At 71.2% G+C, this 21374-nt stretch carries 19 protein-coding genes and 1 pseudogene; 12 read left to right on the forward strand and 8 right to left on the reverse strand.

What is annotated here, in order from left to right; genetic code table 11:
* Position 1 precedes the first annotated feature (1 nt).
* The 4 genes and pseudogenes from Q0283_RS05625 to Q0283_RS05640 all read left to right on the forward strand — a co-directional run.
* Positions 2–883, forward strand: coding sequence for a M20/M25/M40 family metallo-hydrolase (locus tag Q0283_RS05625; protein WP_298043599.1), 882 nt, complete (start codon positions 2–4; stop codon positions 881–883).
* Between the two features lie 62 nt (positions 884–945).
* Positions 946–1914: a M28 family peptidase gene (locus Q0283_RS05630; RefSeq protein WP_183525501.1), complete on the forward strand. Its 969-nt coding sequence runs from the start codon at positions 946–948 to the stop codon at positions 1912–1914.
* Positions 1915–2014: 100 nt separating this feature from the next.
* Positions 2015–4579, forward strand: coding sequence for a hypothetical protein (locus Q0283_RS05635; protein WP_298043601.1), 2565 nt, complete (start codon positions 2015–2017; stop codon positions 4577–4579).
* 296 nt (positions 4580–4875) lie between these two features.
* Positions 4876–5631: pseudogene (locus Q0283_RS05640) on the forward strand (ribonuclease Z); the annotation flags it as partial.
* Between the two features lie 164 nt (positions 5632–5795).
* Here the strand turns inward: Q0283_RS05640 and Q0283_RS05645 are convergent.
* Both Q0283_RS05645 and Q0283_RS05650 read right to left on the reverse strand, forming a co-directional pair.
* Entirely contained in the window at positions 5796–6002 is a 207-nt protein-coding gene (locus tag Q0283_RS05645; RefSeq protein WP_183525507.1) for a helix-turn-helix transcriptional regulator, read from the reverse strand.
* Positions 6002–6487 carry a DUF2975 domain-containing protein gene (locus Q0283_RS05650; protein ID WP_183525510.1) on the reverse strand — a complete coding sequence of 162 codons (486 nt, stop codon included), beginning with the start codon at positions 6485–6487 and terminating at the stop codon, positions 6002–6004. Before Q0283_RS05650 ends, Q0283_RS05645 begins: the two co-directional genes overlap by 1 nt.
* 105 nt (positions 6488–6592) lie before the next feature.
* On the opposite strand from Q0283_RS05650, the gene Q0283_RS05655 reads away from it, so the two are divergent.
* Positions 6593–7363 carry an MOSC domain-containing protein gene (locus tag Q0283_RS05655; RefSeq protein ID WP_298043604.1) on the forward strand — a complete coding sequence of 257 codons (771 nt, stop codon included), beginning with the start codon at positions 6593–6595 and terminating at the stop codon, positions 7361–7363.
* A 39-nt stretch (positions 7364–7402) separates the two neighbouring features.
* Entirely contained in the window at positions 7403–8860 is a 1458-nt protein-coding gene (locus Q0283_RS05660) for a deoxyribodipyrimidine photo-lyase (RefSeq protein WP_298043606.1), read from the forward strand.
* A 42-nt stretch (positions 8861–8902) separates the two neighbouring features.
* Here the strand turns inward: Q0283_RS05660 and Q0283_RS05665 are convergent, their stop codons facing one another.
* From Q0283_RS05665 to Q0283_RS05680, 4 genes are all read right to left on the reverse strand, one after another.
* Positions 8903–10099 (reverse strand): sorbosone dehydrogenase family protein, encoded by a 1197-nt coding sequence (locus Q0283_RS05665; protein WP_183525517.1) that lies wholly within the window; start codon positions 10097–10099, stop codon positions 8903–8905.
* Positions 10100–10103: 4 nt separating this feature from the next.
* A complete protein-coding gene (locus Q0283_RS05670; RefSeq protein ID WP_183525520.1) occupies positions 10104–10478 on the reverse strand; it encodes an EthD domain-containing protein in 375 nt (124 codons plus the stop codon).
* A 199-nt stretch (positions 10479–10677) separates the two neighbouring features.
* The gene (locus Q0283_RS05675; RefSeq protein WP_183525523.1) at positions 10678–11649 is read right to left on the reverse strand and encodes a macro domain-containing protein; all 972 of its coding nucleotides are present in this window, start codon (positions 11647–11649) and stop codon (positions 10678–10680) included.
* A gap of 97 nt (positions 11650–11746) precedes the next feature.
* The gene (locus Q0283_RS05680; protein WP_183525526.1) at positions 11747–13087 is read right to left on the reverse strand and encodes an aromatic acid/H+ symport family MFS transporter; all 1341 of its coding nucleotides are present in this window, start codon (positions 13085–13087) and stop codon (positions 11747–11749) included.
* Between the two features lie 49 nt (positions 13088–13136).
* Between Q0283_RS05680 and Q0283_RS05685 the strand changes: the two genes are divergently transcribed.
* Positions 13137–13931: an IclR family transcriptional regulator gene (locus tag Q0283_RS05685; RefSeq protein ID WP_298043609.1), complete on the forward strand. Its 795-nt coding sequence runs from the start codon at positions 13137–13139 to the stop codon at positions 13929–13931.
* A 6-nt stretch (positions 13932–13937) separates the two neighbouring features.
* Here the strand turns inward: Q0283_RS05685 and Q0283_RS05690 are convergent, their stop codons facing one another.
* Complete coding sequence (locus Q0283_RS05690; RefSeq protein WP_183525532.1) at positions 13938–14207, reverse strand: NINE protein; 270 nt, start codon at positions 14205–14207, stop codon at positions 13938–13940.
* Positions 14197–15006, reverse strand: a complete 810-nt coding sequence (locus Q0283_RS05695) for a cyclase family protein (RefSeq protein ID WP_183525535.1) — start codon at positions 15004–15006, stop codon at positions 14197–14199. The genes Q0283_RS05690 and Q0283_RS05695 overlap by 11 nt, the downstream gene beginning before the upstream one ends.
* A gap of 49 nt (positions 15007–15055) precedes the next feature.
* On the opposite strand from Q0283_RS05695, the gene Q0283_RS05700 reads away from it, so the two are divergent.
* The 5 genes from Q0283_RS05700 (at position 15056) to nrdF (ending at position 21150) form a co-directional block, all read left to right on the forward strand.
* Positions 15056–16762, forward strand: a complete 1707-nt coding sequence (locus Q0283_RS05700) for a thiamine pyrophosphate-binding protein (protein ID WP_183525537.1) — start codon at positions 15056–15058, stop codon at positions 16760–16762.
* A 453-nt stretch (positions 16763–17215) separates the two neighbouring features.
* The gene (gene nrdH, locus Q0283_RS05705) at positions 17216–17461 is read left to right on the forward strand and encodes a glutaredoxin-like protein NrdH (protein WP_010145812.1); all 246 of its coding nucleotides are present in this window, start codon (positions 17216–17218) and stop codon (positions 17459–17461) included.
* Between the two features lie 17 nt (positions 17462–17478).
* A complete protein-coding gene (gene nrdI, locus Q0283_RS05710; RefSeq protein WP_183525540.1) occupies positions 17479–17949 on the forward strand; it encodes a class Ib ribonucleoside-diphosphate reductase assembly flavoprotein NrdI in 471 nt (156 codons plus the stop codon).
* A complete protein-coding gene (gene nrdE, locus Q0283_RS05715; protein WP_183525544.1) occupies positions 17946–20114 on the forward strand; it encodes a class 1b ribonucleoside-diphosphate reductase subunit alpha in 2169 nt (722 codons plus the stop codon). The genes nrdI and nrdE overlap by 4 nt, the downstream gene beginning before the upstream one ends.
* A 61-nt stretch (positions 20115–20175) precedes the next feature.
* Positions 20176–21150 carry a class 1b ribonucleoside-diphosphate reductase subunit beta gene (nrdF, locus tag Q0283_RS05720; RefSeq protein ID WP_029139402.1) on the forward strand — a complete coding sequence of 325 codons (975 nt, stop codon included), beginning with the start codon at positions 20176–20178 and terminating at the stop codon, positions 21148–21150.
* Positions 21151–21374 lie beyond the last annotated feature (224 nt).

Below are 21374 nucleotides of genomic sequence, written 5' to 3' on the forward strand. Positions count from 1 at the left end.
CGTGAGCCGCGTCCACGGACACCTGCAGCAATTCCAGGCCATGGCCGACGAGCACGGGGACCGTGCGGCGGGCACCCCGGGGTACGAGGCGGCCGCCCAGTACGTCGAGCAACAGCTGGAGAGCGCTGGTCTCGACAGCACCCGCCAGTACTTCACCGTCGACGACGACGGTGAGGAGTTCGAGACCTTCAACATCATCGCCGAGACGGAACAGGGCAGTGACGAGGAGGTCATCATGCTGGGTGCGCACCTCGACGGGGTTCCCGGCGGCCCCGGGATCAACGACAACGCCTCGGGCGCGGCGGCGCTGCTGGAGGCCGCCACGGTCCTGGGCGCGCAGGACACCGTGACCAACAGGATCCGCTTCGCGTGGTGGGGCGCGGAGGAGTTCCGGCGCCCCCACGGTTCCCGCCACCACGTGCGCGACCTCGAGGAGGAGGACGAGCTCGAGAGTGTCCTGGCCTACGTGAACGTCGACATGGTGGCCTCGACCAACCCGGTCATCGGGGTCTACGACGCGCAGGCGGCCGACGCATCCATGGACATCCCCGAGGGCTCGGTGAAGATCATGAGGTTCTTCGCGGACTACTTCGATGCCCGGGACCAGCCCTGGGTGGCCACGGACTGGGACATGGCTTCCGACCAGAGGCCCTTCGTCCGGGCGGACGTGCCGACGGGCGGACTGTTCACCGGCAGCGGCGAGCGGAAGTCCCGGAGGGAGGCGGACGTCTTCGGGGGAACGGCCAAGGCACCCCGTGACCCGAACTACCACACCCCCCAGGACGACCTCGACAACGTCGACCTGGAGACGCTGGACATCATGACCGGTGCCATCACGCACGCCGCGACCACCTGGGCCCGGGACAGCAGTTCGCTGGAATGACCTCCGGGCAGGGCCCAGCGCAACCCACCGACCTCCAGGACGACTAGGACGACAAGGACATCATGAAACTGAGCTGGCTTCTGGGATCACGTCCCGCCCCCCTGCAGGGCTTCACCCCCGCGGTGTCGCGCGACGGCGTGCCCGCCGCCTACGAGCACCTGCGGCAGCTCCAGGCCCTGGCCGACCGGCACGGCGATCGGGCCGCGGGTACCTCGGGCTACGAGGCGGCGGCCCGGTACGTTGAACGGCAACTGGCGGACGCGGGCTATCGCAGCACTCGCCAGTACTTCTCCTTCCGGGAGGACGGCCGGGAGATCGGTACCTTCAACATCCTCGCCGAGACCGTGTCCGGCCGGGACGACCACGTGGTCATGCTCGGGGCCCATCTCGACGGCGTGCCGGGCACCGCGGCGATCAACGACAACGGCTCGGGAGTGGCGGCCGTGCTGGAGGCCGCGAAGGCCATCAGCCGGCTGGACCGGATCGACCACAAGGTCCGCTTCGCCTGGTGGGGGGCCGAGGAGTTCGACAAGTCCTACGGGTCACGGCACTACGTCAAGGACCTGGCCAAGAACGATCCCGCCAGGCTCAGGAACATCGCCTCCTACCTGAACGTGGACATGATCGCCTCACCGAACCCCATCATCGCGGTCTACGACGCGCGGGACACCGACCACGACCTCAAGATCCCGGCGGGCTCGACGCGGCTCATGGACCTCCTCACCGGGTACTTCGACTCCCTCCACCAGGCCTGGACGACCACGGACTGGGACTACGACTCCGACCAGGTGGCCTTCGCGAAGAAGGGCGTCGCGGTCGGCGGACTGTACTCGGGGGACGATGAGAAGAAGAGCAGGAAGGAGGCGCTCCTGTTCGGCGGACAGGCGAAGGAGAAGTGCGATCCCCACTACCACAAGCCCGGTGACGACCTCCGCAACGTCAACCTGGACGCCCTGGCCCTCATGACCGATGCCCTCGTGCACGCGGCCGTCCGCCTCGCCGGCGTACCGGCCTCCGTGACGAGGCCGTGAGGATCCCGCCACCCTCTCAGCACCGGCACGGCTCCTCCAGCGCGCAGGTCGTCGTCTGGCGGCCGTTCCCATCCACCCGCCCACAGGGGACGATGGGACCATGCCGCACCTGGACCCGGGACTGCTGGAGCTGCGGATCCACGGAATCCGGAACACACCGTCCCACCTCATGCTCCGGGCCATCCCGGCCAACGTCGAGCGCACCCGCGGTGACCAGCTGGCCGGGTTCTCCATCGACCGCGCCTCCGAGTCCGGTCACCGCGTGGAGGCCTACTCCTGGGGACGGCTGGCCCGGTTCACCGGGTTCCCGGCCCTCGGGCGGCTGGGGGACAGCCTGGTGCGCGCCGTCTGGTTCACCCTGGCTCCGTTCGGACTGGCCAACACCGCCTACTGGTCCCGGCACCAGTTCGGCAGGGGCCCGACGTCGGCCCCCACCGGCACCAGCCCGCCCGTCACGGCAGGGTGCCCGCTTCCCGAGGTCATCGGCGAGGGGCGACTGGCCGGCACCGTTCGGCTGCTCGGCCTGGCCCTGACCCTGCTCTTCGTCAGTACCGCGGCCACCGTCGCCCTGGACATGGCGGCCGGCGGGCGGGGCGGGTTCATCCGCGACGCCCTGGCGGGCTGGCCCTCCGGTACCCGGACGGCCGTGCTGACGACCCTTCCCGTGCTGGCACTGGGCGTCGTCGCGCTGATGTCCACCCTGGCGCGCACCCGGTACCTGCCCGGGCCGCCGGGCGTCGCACCGGTGGCGCCGCCGCACTCGGTGATGGCAGCGGCGCCGGACGACCCTGAACACATCGACGGCCTCGAGCCCACCGACGAGATCCCCGGTGACCGGAACGCCCCCAGCCACGTCCTGGCCCGCAGCGGCCTGTGGCGGGTCGGGTCGGGCATGCGGTTCCTGGGCCTGCTGCACATCGCGGGCGCGCTCGCCTGGACCGGATCGATCGCGGCACTGGCCAGGGTCGACGCGATGGTGGCCGGTGCCCGGTGGCCCGGCGCCCCGGCGGACCCCGGTGCGATGGTCCCCGGCCCGATGGAGGTGGCCTGGATCGTGCTGCTGGCCGGGGGACTGGCGGTGACCGCCGTCGTCGGGGTCCGCATCCTGAACTCCCAGGCCCACGATCCGCGCACCCGCACCCCGCCCGGCCACCGGTTCCTGCTCGTCGCCGGGGCCCTGGTGCTGACGGCGGCGATCGTGTGCTCGGTGGCGGACGTCCGTCCGTCCGGTCGTCCCGCACCGGGGGGCCTGGCCGCCGACGCCCCCGCGATGGCCGGTGACCGTGGTGGGGGGCTGGCCACCGTGCTGGTGACCCTGTGCCTGGCCGTCCTGCTGGTGGTCCTTCTGGTGCGGTCGCGCCGGGGCGTGGCCGAACAGGACCACGACGCCGTCGCCTGGGGCGGCCACGGCCCGTTCGTGTTCTCGTCCCTGGCCGTCGGCTTCGCCGTGCTGCTGTCCTTCTCCACGGTCATCCTGGCGGCCTGGACGCTCGGCAGCCACGAGCCGCCGGTGGTCCACCTGCTGTTCGCCTCGGGGTTCACCGCGCTCACGGGAGCCGCCCTGGCGGGACTTGCCGTGCAACTGCTCCTGTCCTGGCGGGCGGGGGAGAAGGGTGCGATCGACGAGCTGACGAAGGTCCGAGACCGCCTGATCGCCGATGCCGGCCCCTGGGCGGACGCCCCGGTCATCGGCACCGCGACGCGGGCCGTGTTCGTGTCGCGGCGGGTCGCCTCGCTGTTGCGCCGCGCGGAGGTGGCCACCGCCTGGCTGGCCGCCGCGGTCCTGGTGGGCCTGGCGGTCTCCGTGGTGCTGAACGCGGCGTGGCTCGTCGGCTGGCCCGGACTGGACGGGTGGTGGCCCCTGGTCCGGGCGACGGGCACGGTCGGACTGTGGATCGGCGTGGTGCTGGTGGCCGCCATCGCGATCCTGTCCGGCCGGGGCCAGAGCCGGCCGGCCGGACTGCTGTGGGACCTCATGTGCTTCCTGCCCACCCAGGCCCATCCCTTCGGACCGCCGTGCTACTCCGAGCGCGTGGTGCCGGAGGTCACCGACCGGATCGAGGAGTGGCTCGAGGAACCGGCCGACGGGGTACGGCGCGTGATCCTCTCCGCCCACTCGATGGGTGGGGTCCTGGCCGTCTGCGTGCTGTTCCACCTGTCCGCCCGCGGCATGACGGAGGAGCGGCTGCAGCGCATCGGGCTGCTGAGCTACGGTTCGCAGTTGCGCCGGTACTTCGCCCGCTTCTTCCCCCAGGTGCTGGGTGCGCAGGTGCTCTCGATCGTTCCCGCCCCGCCGCCCTGGGCCGACGGCCGCGACCCCTGGCCACCCGAGCTGGCCGAGGAGGTCGACCAGGAGCGGGCCACGCAGTGGCTGCCGGGTGCGGCAGCGTCCCTGCGGGCACCGGGGTCGCTGTGGGGGATCGTGCAGGACCGGTGGACCAACCTGCACCGGCCCAATGACCCCCTGGGCTTCACCGTGCGCTACGGTTCCTCCGGATCCGCGGACGGCATGGACGTGCAGGCGGAGGAGTTCGTCCGCGGCGCCTACCAGTTCACGGTGGCCACCCATCAGGGATACCTGGAGTCCGTGGTCTACGCGCACGCGCTGGAGGACCTGGTCACTCGTCTCGGCCGGGACAGACCTGGACCCGCGACCGAACCGTGATGGGACGTTACCAGCACGTGACATGGGCGGACCTGGCCGAAAGTGCCGGTTCGGAGCCAGAAGTCTGGACGATGGTCTACTGGTCGACCGCACGAGCCCGGCGATAACCTGAAGGAGCCCTATGAGACGGTGCACATGGACCGGAACGGTGGAACAAGCCCGGGGGGATACGGGCCCACCAATCCTCAGTCCTTCAGGAGGCGGTCATCGCGACCGCCTCCTGACTCGTTAAGGGACCCCGGCCGGCAGGAGCACCGCGGGATGACGGGGCGGAGGATCCGTGCGAGTCTCGGGGCATGCGAGAACTCGTGGTCCTCGGCACCGCCTCGCAGGTCCCCACCCGTGAGCGCAACCAGAACGGCTACCTGCTGTTGTGGGACGGCGAGGGGTTCCTGTTCGATCCCGGCGAGGGAACCCAGCGGCAGATGACCCTCGCGGGCGTGGCAGCCAGCAGGATCAGGCGGATCTGCCTGACCCACGTCCACGGTGACCACTGCTATGGGGTGCCCGGTGTCCTCTCCCGCATGGCGCTGGACGGCGTGGAGCACCCGGTGCACCTGCACTATCCGGTCTCCGGGGAGCCCGTGGTCCGGGCGCTGGTCTCCCTGGCCTCCGGCCGGCTCGACCTCCGGCTGCACCCCCACGGGGCGGCCGGGGAGGTGGCTCCCGGCCTGGCGGTCCGGCCCCTGCGCCATCGCATCGAGGCCTACGGCTACCGCCTCGAGGAGCCGGACGGGCGAACCCTGTCCCGGCAACGGCTCGCGGCCGCCGGCATCGGCGGTCCCGACGTCGGCCGGTTGCAGCGGGACGGCGTGCTGCGCGGCGTCTGCCTGGAGGACGTCAGCGAGTTCCGTCCCGGCCAGCGGTTCGCCCTGGTCATGGACACCGCCCCGTGTGCCGGTGCCGAGGACCTGGCGGACCGGGCCGACCTGCTGGTCGCCGAGTGCACCTTCGCCGATGCCGAGGCCGGCCTGGCCCGGGACTACCGGCACCTGACAGCCGGGCAGGCCGGTTCCCTGGCGGCCGACGGCGGTGTGCGCACCCTGCTGCTGACCCATTTCTCCTCGCGGTACCAGGACCTGGAGCCCCTGCGCCTGCAGGCCCGGGCTCGGGCGGGGGGGTGCCGAGGTCAGGGTGGCCCGGGACCTCGAGCGGTGCCGGCTTCCGAGGCGTCGGCCAGCCCGCCCCTGACCACCCCGGAGGGTGGCGGCCCGGTTCATTCCGGTTCCCACCGCAGCAGGTCCCCGGGCTGGCACTCCAGGGCCTCGCACAGCGCCTCCAGGGTCGTGAACCGCACGGCCTTGGCGCGGCCGTTCTTCAGGACGGCCAGGTTCGCCGGGGTGATGCCCACCCGCTCCGCCAGCGTGCCCACGGCCATCTTGCGCCGGGCGAGCATGACGTCGATGTCCACCACGATGGGCATCAGATCACCTCGTCGAGCTCGGACCGCAGGGCGCGGGCCTCGGCGTCGCGGTCCACGGCCTGGGCCAGGAGCGTCCGCTGGACGTAGACCACCAGCGCCACCCCGGCCACCACGAGAGCCGCGCCGCAGACCAGGCCGACCACCCCCGGCGCCGCCGCGGTCGGGGCCAGCACCACGGCGACCCCGAGGACCAGGACCGCCGCCGCGGCGATCGCGGCGATGATCGCGTCCACGTACCGGAACGCGGCGGGGGAGAAGACCGTGCCCCTCCGGACCATGGCCAGCAGCCGCCAGACGCAGACCGCCACGACCTGCAGGGTCACGATGCCCAGCACCACGAGCACCACGAGGCTGACCCGAAACCAGTCCGGGGCACCGGCCAGGTCCGCCCAGAACAGGGGCACCATGACCACCTGGACGACGAGCGAGCCCGCCAGGGCGAGGGCGAGCACGCCGCGCAGGGCGAGGACGGTGATGGTCCGCATGACAACTCCTCAGATCGACTGTCGAGAACAATCTATCGTCATTCGATAGCTGGTGCGCGCGGTGCGGTGGTCGCGCCCACCGGCGCCGCGGGACACAATGGTCAGGTGAGAGACGCGCCGCACCAGTCACAGCCGCCGTGGGAGTCCGGATCCGGGCATGGGGCCGGGAACGAGACCGGGACCGGACCCGACGCCGGCCGCGGCCCGGGCGCCGTCGTCGCCGTGCGCGTGGGCCGGGTCCAGCGGCAGCAGTGGAACGGCCGCGAGCTGTCCACGGCGGCCGCGAAGGACGTCGTCGAGGGGCCGGTGCGGGTCTCGGCCGCGGGCCTGGCCGGTGATGAGCAGGGAGACACCCGGCATCACGGGGGGCCCGAGAAGGCGATCCTCGCCTACGCGCAGGAGAACTATGGCGCCTGGCGGGCCGAGGGCCTCGACATCGCGGAGGGCGGGTTCTTCGAGAACCTGACCGTGGCCGGCTGGCCGGAGGCCGCGGTGCACGCCGGGGACGTGTTCCGCATCGGCGAGGTCCTCGTCCAGGTCAGCCAGCCCCGGCGCCCGTGCACCACGCTCTCGGCCCGGTGGGCGATGCGCGAGCTGCCCCAGCTCGTCCAGCGGACCGGCCGGTCGGGGTACTACCTGCGCGTCCTCGAACCCGGTCAGGTCCGCGCGGGCGACCCGATGACCCTGGTCCGCCGGGTGGACGGATCCGTCTGCGTGGCCGAGATCAACCGCGTCATGAACGTGGACCGGAGTGACCGCGAGGGCATCGCGCGCCTGCTGGCCTCCCCGGAACTGCCGCAGGCCTGGCGCAGGGGCCTGGAACGCCGACTGGGCGGGGTCTTCGAGGACGACTCCGCGCGCCTCGGCACCCCCTGAGGGAGACACCCGGCCGGATCGCGCCAGTACGCTGGGCTCATGCCGGAGACACCGTCCACACCGTCCCCCGACCAGGCCTCCGCACGTCCGTTGACGCTCCTCTGGTTCCGCGACGACCTGCGCGTGGCGGACCACCCGGCCCTGACGGCCGCGCGGGAGGCGGGAGCCGTCGTCGGGCTCTGGATCCGGGAGGTGCGGGACGGCGAGGGGCGCGGACCCCGGCCGCTGGGCGGGGCCACGCGCTGGTGGGCCCACCGGTCCCTCGAGGCACTGGCCACCGAGCTCGACGAGCTGGGCATCCCGCTGGTGTTCGCCGCCGGGCCCGCGGCCGAGGTGCTGCCCGCGGTGGCCACCGGGCTCCAGGCCACGGCCGTGACGTGGAGCCGGCGCTATGCCCCGGCGTCCCGTGCCCTGGACACCCACCTGAAGGACGGGCTCCGGGCCGCCGGGCTTGAGGTCCACAGCCACCCGGGTTCCCTGCTGGTGGAGCCGTGGGAGGTCAGCCCCGGATCCGGCGGCCACTACAAGGTGTTCACCCCGTTCTGGAAGGCCGCCGCGGACCTGCCGGTCGGGGCGCCGCTGCCGGCGCCCGAGCCCCAGGACCCGCCCGCCGGGCTGTCCGCACGCCTGGATCGGCTGCACCGGGACGGCACCGTGGTGCCGCTGGGCCAGCTGGACCTGCTGGACGAGGACCCCCGGTGGTGGGAGGAGACCGTCGCCCGGTACTGGGAGCCCGGCTGCGTCGCCGCCGGGGAGGCGCTGGCCGGCCTGGAGGAGTCGGTGACCGGGTACAGCACCACGCGGGACGTCCCGGGCGATGACCACGGCACCTCCCGGCTCTCCCCGCGCCTGCGCTTCGGGGAGCTCTCCCCCCGTCAGCTGGTGCACGCGGTCACCGCGCATCCCGAGCTGGGGGCCCCGGAGAACGAGGACCGCCGCGCCTGGGTGCGCCAACTGTACTGGCGCGAGTTCTCCTGGCACCTCACCTACCACTGCCCGCCGCTGGAGTCCGAGCCGCTGCGGCCGGAGTTCCGTGCCTTTCCCTGGGAGCCCGACGACGACGCGCTGCGGGCCTGGCAGCGGGGGCGCACGGGGGTGCCCCTCATCGACGCCGGCATGCGCCAGCTCTGGCAGTCCGGCTGGGTGCACAACCGGGTGCGGCTCGTGGTCGGCAGCTTCCTGGCCAAGAACCTCCTGCACCCCTGGTGGGACGGGGAGCAGTGGTTCTGGGACACCCTGGTGGACGCGGACGAGGCGAACAACCCGGTGTCCTGGCAGTGGGTGGCCGGCTGCGGGGCGGACGCCGCCCCCTACTTCCGGGTGTTCAACCCCGAGACCCAGCGCGAGCGGTTCGACCCGGATGGTGTCTACGTGCGCCGGTGGGTCCCCGAGGCGGTGGAACCCCTCAGCGGCTACCCCGAGCCCATCGTGGACCTGAAGGAGTCCCGCCGGCACGCCCTGGACGCCTACGAGGAGATGAAGAACGCCGCGTCCTGAACGCTGGGGCCCACCGGCGGGAGACGACGGCCCCCGACGGCGTCAGGGCCCGGGGGTGACCCCGAGGACCAGGTCATCGCCCTCGGCGGGGTCACCGCGCCCGTCGGTGTTGTTCGTCAGGACCCAGAGCGCACCGTCCGGCGCCACGACGGCATCGCGCAGCCGGCCGTACTCGCCGGACCAGCGGGTGGCGGACGTGCCCGGGTCCGCCACCGGAACGGTCCGCAGGACCTCACCGCGCAGGTTCGCGATGTACAGCATCCCCTCCAGCGCGGCCATCCCGCTCGGACTGGCCTCGGCCGGGGACCACTGCTGGACCGGGTCGATGAACTCCCCCTGCGCGCCGGAGCCGCCGCCCGCGATCCCCTCGACCTCCGGCCAGCCGTAATTGCCGCCGGGCTCGATCACGTTCAGTTCGTCCCAGGTGTTCTGCCCGAACTCGGTGGCGAACATCGTGCCGTCCTCGGCCCACGCCAGCCCCTGCACGTTGCGGTGGCCCGAACTGTAGACCGGGGAACCGGGGTCCGGGTTGTCCTCGGGGACCGTGCCGTCCGGGGCCAGGCGCAGGATCTTCCCCGCGAGGGATGCCGGGTCCTGGGCGCTCGCGCGATCACCGGCGTCACCGGTACCGGCGTAGAGCATCCCATCGGGTCCGAAGGCGATCCGCCCGCCGTTGTGGTTGCCGGCGGCGGGCAGGCCCTCGATGATCGTCTGCGCCGGGCCCAGGCCCAGGCCTCCCGCCTGGCCGGTGAGGGCGAAGCGCTGGATGCGGTTGCCCCCGGCGGCGGTCGAATAGGCGTAGAGCCACCCGGCTCCGCCGCCGTCGGACAGGACGGCCAGTCCCAGCAACCCGCCCTCGCCCCGGTGGACGACCCCCTCGACCGTGCCGACCTCACGCGTGCCGGCCCGCTCGGTGCCCACCCCCGTCAGTTCGAGGACCGTGCCGTCGTCGCGCTGGCTGACCAGGGCGGCGCCCCGGTCCGTGAAGACGATCGACCACGGCGCGTCGAGCCCGCCCACCACCGTCCGCGGTTCGGAACCCATCCGGGGGGCGGCGTCCGCAGCGGCGTCTGCTGCGCCACCGGTCGTCGGGGCGGCACCACCGGCGGACGGCGGGCCGGGACTGCCGGCCGGTGCCGGGGTCCCACCGGTGCCGCCACCGGGCGCGCCACAACCGGCCAGCAGCACGGCGGCGGCCAGTCCGAGGGCGCAGCGGGAGATCCTCCGGTGACTCGTCACGGGGTCAGACGACCTGCCGCTCCTGGGTGACGAACGCATGGGAGGTGGCGAAGTCCACGAACTTGGCCTCGTCCTCGAGGAGCCGTCCGGCGGCCTTCTCCCCGTCCGGGCTCGAGAGCGCGGCCACGAGGTCCTCGAGGGACTCCCACCAGACCTCGGACGTGCCGTCCGGGGGCGTCTCCAGGGACATGCCCCGGGCCCTGGCGAACGCGGTGTTGACGGGCGTGTCCAGTGGGCGGCTCTGGACGTACCTGGTGAAACCGAGCACCGGCTGGAGTTCCCTCATCAGGTCCGCGTGCCCCCCGGACCAGTACTCGTGGAACTCCTCCGGAGTCAGTTCGGGGCGCCGGCGGGCAACGTAGACGAGCTTCACGGCCATCTGGGTCCTCCTGGTCGATGCGGCGTGCGAGGGATGATCCCCGGTCCGATGATCCCCGCTGCGCCGCCGCCGCCGGTAGGTTTCGGGCGCGCGGTCAGGGGCCCCGGGCACCGGCAGCACCCTCTCCTCCACGCTCCGCACGACCCGCGCCCACGGCAGCTGGGGGCGGTGGTCCACGTGCCGGGGTCCCATCGCATCCTCACCGTGGGGGAGCGGGGTGCCGGTGCCCGCTGCCCCGGCCGAGTTCCCAGTTGCCCCCGCCATGGCCACCGTCACCCCCGGTGACGGGCAGGGCCTGGCCGGTGGCCGACGTCGTGGTCTCGACCTCCGCGATCAGAGAGGCGAACCACGCGGTGTACCGAGGGTGGACCGGTTCCGGGTCCGGGGTCCCGACACGGTCCAGGATGAGGGCCGCCGCCTCGGCGGGAGTGGTGCCGGCAGTGACCTCGCCACGGCCGACCAGGGTCCGGTCCGCCGTGGAGTAGCGCAGCACGCGCGACTCGTCCCGAGGGGTGTCGAAGGGGACCGGGTCGCCCGGCCGCAGGTTCCCCGCCGTGGTGATCGCGATCCGCCAGTGCGCGCCCGAGGGGTCCATGCCGGGCGCGAACCGCAACTGCTGGTAACCGCGGCGGTACAGCTCGCGCAACCCCTGCAGGACCCGTAGCGGCGTGCTGACCCCGAGGGCTGTCCGCACGGCCCGGAAGGCCTGGTCCCCGTGCGCCACGAGGTAGGCCTCCCGGACGTCGGTACGCGCCAGGGCGATGGTGTCGACGGCGGTGCGGACCGCGTCGTGGAGGGGCCAGCCGAAGATGCCGGAGCTGAGCAGGGGGAAGGCCACCGTCCGGGCGCCGAGGGCGTCCGCCACCTCCAGGCTGCGGCGGTATCCCGAGACGAGCAGGGCCCGGTCCCGCTGTCCGGACCGGTGGTCCGGCCCGACCGTGTGGATGACCCACCGGGCCGGCAGGTCCCCGGCCGTGGTCCACGCGGCGTCCCCCGTGCCGAGCCCGTGGGGGTACCAGAGGCGGGTCTCGGCCAGCAGGCCCGGCCCCCCGGCGGCGTGGACCGCACCGTTCACGCCGGCCCCACCGCCCAGGGAGGTGTTGGCCGCATTGACGATCGCGTCCACGGTCGTCCGGGTGATGTCACCCTGGAGGGCGATGATGGCCGGCATGGGGCCAGTATCCCCGGGGACGGGGGCGCCTGGCGAGGACGGGGCCTCCGTCCACGGCCGGTCCACCCCGGCCTCCGCTCACCGGCCGGGACCGGCGTCAGGAGGCGGCGGGCGCCTGTACCCCGCGGTCGGTGCTGCGCCCGCCGTGGCCCTGCGCGATGATGATCACCTGCAGGATGGCGGCCAGGCCCGCGGCGATGCCGAAGGCGACGAAGAGCGAGCCGGCACCGTAGCCGTTGTTGAGCAGGAAGCCGGCCACGAGCGGGGCCGTCACGGCGCCGAGGCGGCCGACGCCGAGGGCCCAGCCCAGGGCGGTGCCGCGCAGGTACCCGGGGTAGTGGTTGCTGACGGCGGCGATGATCAGGCACTGGGTGCCGTGGGTGCCCACGCCGGCGACCATCAGGATGACGTACACCAGCCACACCGGCGGGGAGAACAGCAGCGCCAGCAGGGCCACGCCGGCCAGGGCCGCGGCGACCACGCCGGACTTCACGGCGCCGTACCGGTCGCCGGCCCAGGCGGTGACGATGGATCCCATGACCGCGCCGATGTTCAGGGACAGCGAGAACGTCAGCGCCGAGCCGAGGTTGTATCCGAGGGACTCCATGGCCCGCGGCAGCCAGGTGCCCAGGCCGTACCAGGCGAACAGGGTCGCCAGCGTGGCCAGCGCGAACATGATCGAGACCAGCAGGTAGGGCTGGCGCAGCAGCCCGGCGTATCCGCCGACCCGTTCCGGGGACGCCGAGGCGGTGCCCGCGGCGGCGCCCTTCCGGGCACGGTCCTCCGAGGCGAGGGTCTCGGGCAGGTACGCGAAGCCCAGCGGGACCACGACCACGAGGGCGATGGCGGCGACCAGGAACATGGACGGCCAGCCCAGGGCGGGGATCATCGGGATGCCGATCAGGGCTGCCAGCGATCCGCCGATCGGCACACCGGACATCATCAGCGTGGCGATGGAGGAGCGCCAGCGGTCCGGGACCAGCTCGGCCACCATGGCGTTGGCGGAGGGCACGAGACCGCCCAGCCCGATGCCCGCCACGAGGCGGAAGGCGCCGAAGACCCATGCGCTGGGCGCGAACGCGCAGAGGATGGTGAACACGGAGAAGGTGATGGCGCAGGCCAGGATGGTGCGACGCCGGCCCAGGGCGTCGGCCAGGCGGCCGGCGAACAGGGCGCCGATCATCATGCCCACGAAGGCCATCGAGCCCACGACGCCCAGCCCGGCGTCCGTCAGGCCCCAGTCCGTGTCGTTCACCAGCGAGCTCTGGACCGTGCCGAAGACGATCAGGTCGTAACCGTCGAACACCACCAGCAACCAGCAGACGAGCACGGCGATGGTCGCCTGGCGGCGCGTCAGCGCGCCGGGGGTGCGAGGAGCGGTGTGAGACGTCCTTCCGCCCCGCGCGGGGCGTGAAGTGTCGGGAGTGGGCTGGATCATAGGTTCCACTGTGAGGTAGATGACGCTTCAAATGCCAGAATGATCTGCTGTGCAGAAGAATACGCCGCTTCGGCAGAAACCGAACTATCCCGTCGAGTCCGTCGACCACGCGCTGGCCCTGATGGAGATGGTGCGCGACTACGGCAGGGTGCGCCTGAGCGTGGCCGCCCGCCTGCTCGGCGTCTCGGTGTCCACCGCCCACCGGCTCATGGCGATGCTGGTCTACCGGGGGTACGCGGTGCAGGACGCCTCCCGCCGCTACGTGCCGGGCCCGGCCATGGGACTGCCGCCGGCCGGGGTGTCCTGGACGGTCGAGGTCCGGCGGCGGGCCCACCCCCACCTCGAGGACCTGGCCCACGCCACCGGTGAGACCACCAACCTGCTGGTGCTGGCGGGAACCGACGTGAGGTTCATGGCCTCCGTCGAGGGTCACCGCCCGGTGCGGGTGGGGGACCGGCAGGGCGTCGTGCTGCCCGCGGCCGGGGTCTCCGCCGGCAAGGCGATGCTGGCCGCGATGGACCCGGCCGACGTCGAACGGGCGTACCGGCGCCGGGCCGAACAGGACGGGACCGCCTTCGACGCGCGCGCCCACGCCAGGCTCGCCACCGAGCTGGAGGCCGTGCGCCACCGCGGCTTCGCCTCGAACGACGAGGGCACGGAGGAGGGCATCTGCGCCGTGGGCATGGCGATCCGCGACGGCTCGGGTGCCGCCGTCGCCGGGCTGAGCGTGGCGGTGCCGCACCAGCGGTACCGCCACGCCCTCGAGACCGGCCTGGTCGACGAGGTGCGGCGCGCGCGGGAGGCGATCGAGGCGGACCTCGCCGATTTCACCGTCGCGGGCTAGGTGCGGCTAGTCCGTCCAGTACTGCCCGTTGGCCGCGCGCACGTATCCGGGGATCCGGAACAGGTCGATCAGCACGAGCAGGAGCACGAGGGCGCCGAACAGGAATCCGATGCCCCAGGACGCGCTGGTCAGCCCCACGACGGTGAGCACCGCGTAGGCGACCCCGGGACCGGGATGCCCCAGGTAGAAGCGGTGCGCACCGAGCAGCCCGAGCAGGACGCAGAGCACGTAGGCGACCCCGAGGCTCCGCGGGGCAGCCGGCGTCCTACGCCTCACGCGGGACCAGGGCCAGCACGCGGGAGGGGCTGCCGCTGCCGCCCACGATCGGCAGGGGCGCCACGACCACCACGGCTCCGCGGGCCGGCAGCCGGGAGAGGTTCTGCAACGAGGTGATCCCGTACTTGTCCGAGCCCATGAGGTGGTAGTGCACGGGGAAGGGCGGTTCGAGCGCGGCGGCGTTGCCGGCGTCGATCCCCACCGTCTCCACGCCGAAGCCGGCGATGTCCGTGCACGCCAGCCACTCGGCGCAGGCCGCGGAGAGCCCGGGGGTGTGGGACCCGGTCTCATCGGCGTTGAGGAACGCGGCCCGGTCCTGGGCGTACCGGTCCCAGCCGGTGCGGTACAGCACCCATCCGCCCGCGGGCAGGGGGCCGTGCTCGGCCTCCCAGGCGCGCACGTGCTCCACCTCGAGGAGGAAGTCGGGATCGGCGGCGGCCTCGGCGGAGAAGTCCAGCACCACGGCAGGTCCGATCAGCCGGGGCAGCGGGATGTCCGCCACGTCGTGGCTGTCCCGGCCGGAGATCCAGTGGATCGGGGCGTCGATGTGCGTGCCGATGTGCTCACCGGTGTGGATGTTGGCGTGCCGCCAGAAGGGGCCGGGCTCGTCGTAGGCGCTGACGGTCTCCAGGGAGAAGTCGATGAGGTTCGCGAACGGCTCGGGCAGCTCCAGGGTGGGGGTGGTGCCGCTCAGCCGGTTCGTGAGGTCCACGATCTCCACCGACCCGGTGGCCAGGGCCGCGAGCAGCCCCTTGAGGGCGTCGGCAGGGGCGGGGGATCGGGGAGTGTCGGCGGTCATGAGGACATAACATCACGACGGGGGACCGGACCAGAGCAATGGAGGAAACATGACCCGAACCGTGGCGGACGTCGTCGGACAGGCACTGGCGGCCCTCGGGGCCGGACACGTCTTCGGGGTGGTCGGCTCCGGCAACTTCGCGGTGACGAACGCCCTGCGCCGGTCCGGGGTGCCCTTCACCGCCGCTCGGCACGAGGGCGGTGCGGCCACCATGGCCGACGCCTACGGCCGGATGTCCGGACGGGTCGGGATCGTCTCCACCCACCAGGGCTGCGGCCTGACGAACGCGGTGACCGGGATCGGCGAGGCCGCCAAGTCCCGCACCCCGATGATCGTGCTGACCGCCGACGCCGCCGGTTCGGCCGTGCGCTCCAACTTCAGGATCGACCAGGACGATCTCGCCCGCAGCGTCGGCGCGGTCCCCGAGCGGGTCCATTCCCCGGCCAGCGCCGTGGCGGACACGGTCCGTGCCTACCGCACGGCCGTGAACGAGAGGCGTACCGTGGTGCTGTCCCTGCCCACGGACGTCCAGTCCCAGCCGGCCCAGGGCGCGCCGGACGCCGGGCACGACGTCGGCCCGTTGCCTCCCCGTGTCCCCGTCCGGCCCGGCGCCGCCGCCGTCGAGGACCTGGCAGGGCTCATCCGCGCCGCCCAGCGTCCGGTCTTCATCGCGGGCCGGGGCGGCCGCGGGGCCGGACCGCAGCTCTCGGCCCTCGCCGAGGCGACCGGTGCGCTGCTGGCGACCTCCGCCGTCGCGCACGGGCTGTTCGAGGGCAACCCCTACAACCTGGGGATCTCCGGGGGGTTCTCCTCCCCGTTCGCGGCGGAGATGATCGCCGGGGCCGACCTGCTCATCGGCTGGGGCTGCGCGCTGAACATGTGGACGATGCGCCACGGGCGGCTGATCGGGCCCGATGCGACGGTGGCCCAGGTGGACGTCGAGGACGCCTCGCTGGGTGCGCACCGGCCGATCGACCTCGGGGTGCTGGGTGACTGCGCCGAGACCGCGACCTCGGTGCTCGAGGCCCTGCGGGGGACCGGCGGCGGGATCGCGTCGATGGCCGGGGCCGGCCAGTCCGGCGGGGGCCATCACTCGGCGGGCTACCGGACCCCCGGGATGGCCGACCGGATCGCCGCCGAGGCCCGCTGGGGCCAGGTCGGGACCGGGGACCTGTCCACGGGCGAACTGATCGACCCGCGGGTGCTCTCCCGCAAGCTGGACGCGATCCTGCCCGCCGCGCGGCTGGTGTCCGTCGACTCCGGCAACTTCATGGGTTATCCGAGTGCGTACCTGGGGGTCCCGGACGAGTTCGGCTTCTGCTTCACCCAGGCCTTCCAGTCCATCGGCCTGGGACTGGCCACCGCGATCGGGGCCGCCGTGGCCCGGCCGGACCGGTTGCCGGTGCTGGGCACCGGGGACGGCGGGTTCCTGATGGCGATCGCCGAACTGGAGACCGCAGTGCGGCTGGGGCTGCCGTTGGTGGTGATCGTCTACAACGACGCCGCCTACGGCGCCGAGGTGCACCACTTCGACGGCGAGCCCTTCGACTACGAGCCGGTGACGTTCCCGGTCACGGACATCGCCGCGATCGCCCGCGGTCACGGGGCCGAGGGCGTGACGGTCAGGTCCGTGGCGGACCTGGACGCGGTGCGGGCGTGGGTGGCCGGGCCCCGGACCGCCCCGCTGGTGATCGACGCCCGGATCGCCTCCGACGGCGGCGCCTGGTGGCTGGCCGAGGCGTTCACCGGGCACTAGGACGCGGGCGGCCGAGGTGGTGCGACGGCACCCCCTCGTGGATGACACCACGGCGACACGCCGTGCCGGAGGGTGATCCGGACCCCTTTTCCGGGCCCTCCGTCTGTGCACAACGAGCGGGCGCGCTGTCCACATCCTGTGGAGCACCGGCCCTCGGTCACCGTCGATCGGCGTGATTCCGCCGATCCGGGCGCGTGCCGCCACCGCAGGCTCATCCACACGGGCTGTGGACCGGCTGGGGAAACCGGGGGCACGGCCCCAAGCCATGATGTTGTGGTTGGTGCGATCGAGGACCACTAGATGTAGTATCTAAGTCATGACTTCGGTGCAGCGCCCAAGCGGCCGCACCAGGCTCCACAGACATCCAGAATCACGCAGATTCGCAGAATTCCATCCATGTATGCCCGTCGCTCCGGCCCTGCCGGAGGCGGTCACCGAAGACAGGGGAACATCATGACCGTCACCGTCTACTCCAAGCCGGCATGCGTCCAGTGCAACGCCACCTACCGCGCCCTGGACAAGAAGGGCATCGCCTACGAGACCGTGGACATGTCCCAGGATGCCGACGCCCTGGAGCGCGTGCGCGCCCTCGGGTACATGCAGGCACCCGTCGTCATGACCGGTGACGACCACTGGTCCGGCTTCCGCCCGGACAAGATCGAGGAGCTGGCCTCCGCCCTCGCCTCCTCGGTGGCCTGAGGCCCGAAGGAGACACCATGACGAGCGCGGTCAGCGAGAGCAGGCCGGTGGGCGCCGCGGATCCCCAGGACCCGCGTCCCACGGATGCCCGGCTGGTCTACTTCTCCTCCGCCTCCGGCTACACGCACCGCTTCGTGACCAAGCTGGGCTTCGGCGAGGGGGAGACCGCGCGGCTCCCGCTGATGACCCGGGAACCCACCCTGCTGGCCACCCGGCCCTTCGTGCTGGTGGTCCCCACCTACGGCGGGGGAGACGGCAAGGGGGCCGTGCCGAAGCAGGTCATCAAGTTCCTGAACGTCAAGGCGAACAGGGACCTCCTCCAGGGCGTGATCGCCGGGGGGAACACGAACTTCTACGAGGCGTACTGCCTCGCCGGGGACATCATCTCCCGCAAGTGCGGAGTCCCCCTGATGTACAGATTCGAACTCATGGGCACGCCGGAGGACGTCACGGCCGTGCGTGAAGGATTGGAAGGTTTTTGGGCATGACAGTCACCGAACAGGACATGATCAGGTCGGCCAAGCAGCTGCCGGCGGCCTGGCAGAACCTCGGCTACCACGAGCTGAACGCCATGCTGAACCTGTACGGCCCGGACGGGAAGATCCAGTTCGAGGCCGACCACGCCGCCGCACGGCAGTACTTCCTGCAGCACGTCAACACCAACACGGTCTTCTTCCACGACCTGGACGAGAAGCTGGCCTACCTCGTGGACAACGACTACTACGAGGCCTCGACGCTGGACCAGTACTCCGCCGAGTTCAAGCACTCGCTGTGGGACCGCGCCTACAAGCTGAAGTTCCGCTTCCCCACCTTCCTGGGCGCCTTCAAGTTCTACACCTCGTACGCGCTGAAGACCTTCGACGGCAACCGCTACCTCGAACGGTACGAGGACCGCGTGTGCATGGTCGCCCTGCACCTGGCCCAGGGCGAGGAGCAGCTCGCCACCGACCTGGTGGAGGAGATGATCGGCGGCCGCTTCCAGCCGGCCACGCCCACCTTCCTCAACGCCGGCAAGGCCCAGCGCGGTGAGCTCGTCTCCTGCTTCCTGCTGCGCATCGAGGACAACATGGAGTCGATCGCCCGCGGCATCAACTCCTCCCTGCAGCTGTCCAAGCGCGGCGGTGGCGTGGCCCTGTCGCTGACGAACATCCGTGAGCACGGCGCGCCGATCAAGCAGATCGAGAACCAGTCCTCCGGCGTCATCCCCGTGATGAAGCTCCTCGAGGACTCCTTCTCCTACGCCAACCAGCTCGGTGCCCGCCAGGGTGCCGGTGCGGTCTACCTGCACGCCCACCACCCGGACATCTACCGGTTCCTCGACACCAAGCGGGAGAACGCGGACGAGAAGATCCGCATCAAGACCCTCTCCCTGGGCGTGGTCATCCCGGACATCACCTTCGAACTGGCCAAGAAGAACGAGGACATGTACCTCTTCAGCCCGTACGACGTGCAGCGCGTCTACGGCAAGCCCTTCTCCGAGATCTCGGTGACGGAGAAGTACTACGAGATGGTCGACGACGCGCGGATCAAGAAGACCAAGATCAACGCGCGGGAGTTCTTCCAGACCCTGGCCGAGATCCAGTTCGAGTCCGGCTACCCCTACGTCGTGTTCGAGGACACAGTGAACCGCGCCAACCCCATCAAGGGGCGGATCACCATGTCCAACCTGTGCTCCGAGATCCTGCAGGTCTCCGAGGCCTCCGAGTTCAACGAGGACCTGTCCTACGCCCACGTCGGCAAGGACATCTCCTGCAACCTCGGCTCCATGAACATCGCCAAGACCATGGATTCCCCGGACTTCGGCAAGTCGATCGAGACCGCGATCCGGGCCCTGACGGCGGTCTCCACCATGTCCGAGATCGAGTCCGTGCCCTCCATCGTCAAGGGCAACGACTCCTCGCACGCCATCGGCCTGGGGCAGATGAACCTGCACGGCTACCTGGCCCGCGAGCGGGTCCACTACGGATCCGAGGAGGGCATCGACTTCACGAACATCTACTTCTACACGGTGCTCTTCCACGCCCTGCGTGCCTCCAACCGGATCTCCATCGAGACCGGCCAGCGCTTCGGCGGGTTCGAGGACTCGAAGTACGCCTCGGGCGAGTTCTTCGACAAGTACACCGACCAGGAGTGGGTGCCGGCCACCGGCAAGGTGGCCCAGCTGTTCGCGGAGTCCGGGGTGGCCATCCCCACCCAGGACGACTGGCGCGCGCTGAAGGCCTCCGTCATGGAGCACGGCATCTTCAACCAGAACCTGCAGGCCGTCCCGCCGACCGGTTCGATCTCCTACATCAACAACTCGACCTCCTCGATCCACCCGGTGGCCTCGAAGATCGAGATCCGCAAGGAGGGCAAGCTGGGCCGTGTGTACTACCCGGCGCCGTACCTGACGAACGAGAACCTCGAGTACTACGACGACGCCTACGAGATCGGCTACGAGAAGGTCATCGACACCTACGCCGCGGCCACCCAGCACGTGGACCAGGGCCTGTCCCTGACGCTGTTCTTCAAGGACACCGCCACCACCCGTGACCTGAACAAGGCGCAGATCTACGCCTGGCGCAAGGGCATCAAGACCATCTACTACATCCGGCTGCGCCAGCTCGCGCTGGAGGGCACCGAGGTGGAGGGCTGCGTCTCCTGCATGCTGTAGGGGCCGGGCGACCTCCGATCACCACCACCACCAACGCTTGAGTGAGGACGACACCACGATGATGGCTGATGCTGTCAAGACCCTCGAGACCGTCGAGGCGATCAACTGGAACCGCATCCAGGACGACAAGGACGTCGAGGTCTGGAACCGCCTGACCTCCAACTTCTGGCTGCCCGAGAAGGTGCCGCTGTCCAACGACATCCAGTCCTGGGCCACGCTGACCGAGGACGAGAAGGTCCTCACCATGCGGGTGTTCACCGGCCTGACCCTGCTGGACACCATCCAGGGCACCGTCGGCGCGGTCTCGCTCATCCCGGACTCGCTGACCACCCACGAGGAGGCGGTCTACACGAACATCGCGTTCATGGAGTCCGTCCACGCCAAGAGCTACTCCTCGATCTTCTCCACGCTGGCCAACACCAAGGAGATCGACGACGCCTTCCGCTGGTCGCAGGAGAACGCGAACCTGCAGAAGAAGGCCCGGATCATCCTGGACTACTACCACGGTGACGATCCGTTGAAGAAGAAGGTCGCCTCCACGATCCTGGAGTCGTTCCTGTTCTATTCCGGCTTCTACCTGCCCATGTACTGGTCCTCCCGGGCCAAGCTCACCAACACCGCGGACCTGATCCGGTTGATCATCCGGGATGAGGCGGTGCACGGTTACTACATCGGGTACAAGTACCAGCGCGGCCTCGAGACCCAGTCCGCAGAGCGCCAGCAGGAACTCAAGGACTACACCTTCGAGCTGCTGTTCGAGCTGTACGAGAACGAGGTCCAGTACACCCACGACCTCTACGACTCCGTGGGCCTGGCCGAGGACGCCAAGAAGTTCCTGCACTACAACGCCAACAAGGCCCTGATGAACCTGGGCTACGAGGGCATGTTCCCGTCCAGCGTCACGGACGTGAACCCGGCGATCCTCTCGGCGCTGTCCCCGAACGCGGACGAGAACCACGACTTCTTCTCCGGTTCCGGGTCCTCCTACGTGATCGGCAAGGCCGAGAACACCGAGGACGAGGACTGGGACTTCTGATCACGGGGGCACCTCGCACTCACTGAGCCACGACGGCGGAGGTGAGCACAGAAGGGGGCCGGTCCGGGCGATGCCCGGACCGGCCCCCTTCTGTCATGCCGGCACGCGCCCCGGCACAGCCCCTTCGGGGCCCATCGCCCTGGGCTCTTGGGACCTCTGGCCCAAAGATCACGGGAAGGTCACGGATAACGGTCTTGAAGGCCGAATTGGCCCCCTTCCGCGGC

The sequence above is a fragment of the uncultured Citricoccus sp. genome, assembly GCF_937871995.1.
Taxonomy (GTDB): Bacteria; Actinomycetota; Actinomycetes; order Actinomycetales; family Micrococcaceae; genus Citricoccus.

What these genes read in the sequence shown, in the direction of transcription:
- Q0283_RS05630 (WP_183525501.1), top strand. Translation starts at nt 946, where the DNA reads ATGAAACTGAGCTGGCTTCTGGGATCACGTCCCGCCCCCCTGCAGGGC.
- Q0283_RS05635 (WP_298043601.1), top strand. Translation starts at nt 2,015, where the DNA reads ATGCCGCACCTGGACCCGGGACTGCTGGAGCTGCGGATCCACGGAATC.
- Q0283_RS05645 (WP_183525507.1), bottom strand. Translation starts at nt 6,002, where the DNA reads ATGCCCATCGTGGTGGACATCGACGTCATGCTCGCCCGGCGCAAGATG.
- Q0283_RS05650 (WP_183525510.1), bottom strand. Translation starts at nt 6,487, where the DNA reads ATGCGGACCATCACCGTCCTCGCCCTGCGCGGCGTGCTCGCCCTCGCC.
- Q0283_RS05660 (WP_298043606.1), top strand. Translation starts at nt 7,403, where the DNA reads ATGCCGGAGACACCGTCCACACCGTCCCCCGACCAGGCCTCCGCACGT.
- Q0283_RS05670 (WP_183525520.1), bottom strand. Translation starts at nt 10,478, where the DNA reads ATGGCCGTGAAGCTCGTCTACGTTGCCCGCCGGCGCCCCGAACTGACT.
- Q0283_RS05675 (WP_183525523.1), bottom strand. Translation starts at nt 11,649, where the DNA reads ATGCCGGCCATCATCGCCCTCCAGGGTGACATCACCCGGACGACCGTG.
- Q0283_RS05680 (WP_183525526.1), bottom strand. Translation starts at nt 13,087, where the DNA reads ATGATCCAGCCCACTCCCGACACTTCACGCCCCGCGCGGGGCGGAAGG.
- Q0283_RS05695 (WP_183525535.1), bottom strand. Translation starts at nt 15,006, where the DNA reads ATGACCGCCGACACTCCCCGATCCCCCGCCCCTGCCGACGCCCTCAAG.
- Q0283_RS05700 (WP_183525537.1), top strand. Translation starts at nt 15,056, where the DNA reads ATGACCCGAACCGTGGCGGACGTCGTCGGACAGGCACTGGCGGCCCTC.
- nrdH (WP_010145812.1), top strand. Translation starts at nt 17,216, where the DNA reads ATGACCGTCACCGTCTACTCCAAGCCGGCATGCGTCCAGTGCAACGCC.
- nrdI (WP_183525540.1), top strand. Translation starts at nt 17,479, where the DNA reads ATGACGAGCGCGGTCAGCGAGAGCAGGCCGGTGGGCGCCGCGGATCCC.
- nrdE (WP_183525544.1), top strand. Translation starts at nt 17,946, where the DNA reads ATGACAGTCACCGAACAGGACATGATCAGGTCGGCCAAGCAGCTGCCG.
- nrdF (WP_029139402.1), top strand. Translation starts at nt 20,176, where the DNA reads ATGGCTGATGCTGTCAAGACCCTCGAGACCGTCGAGGCGATCAACTGG.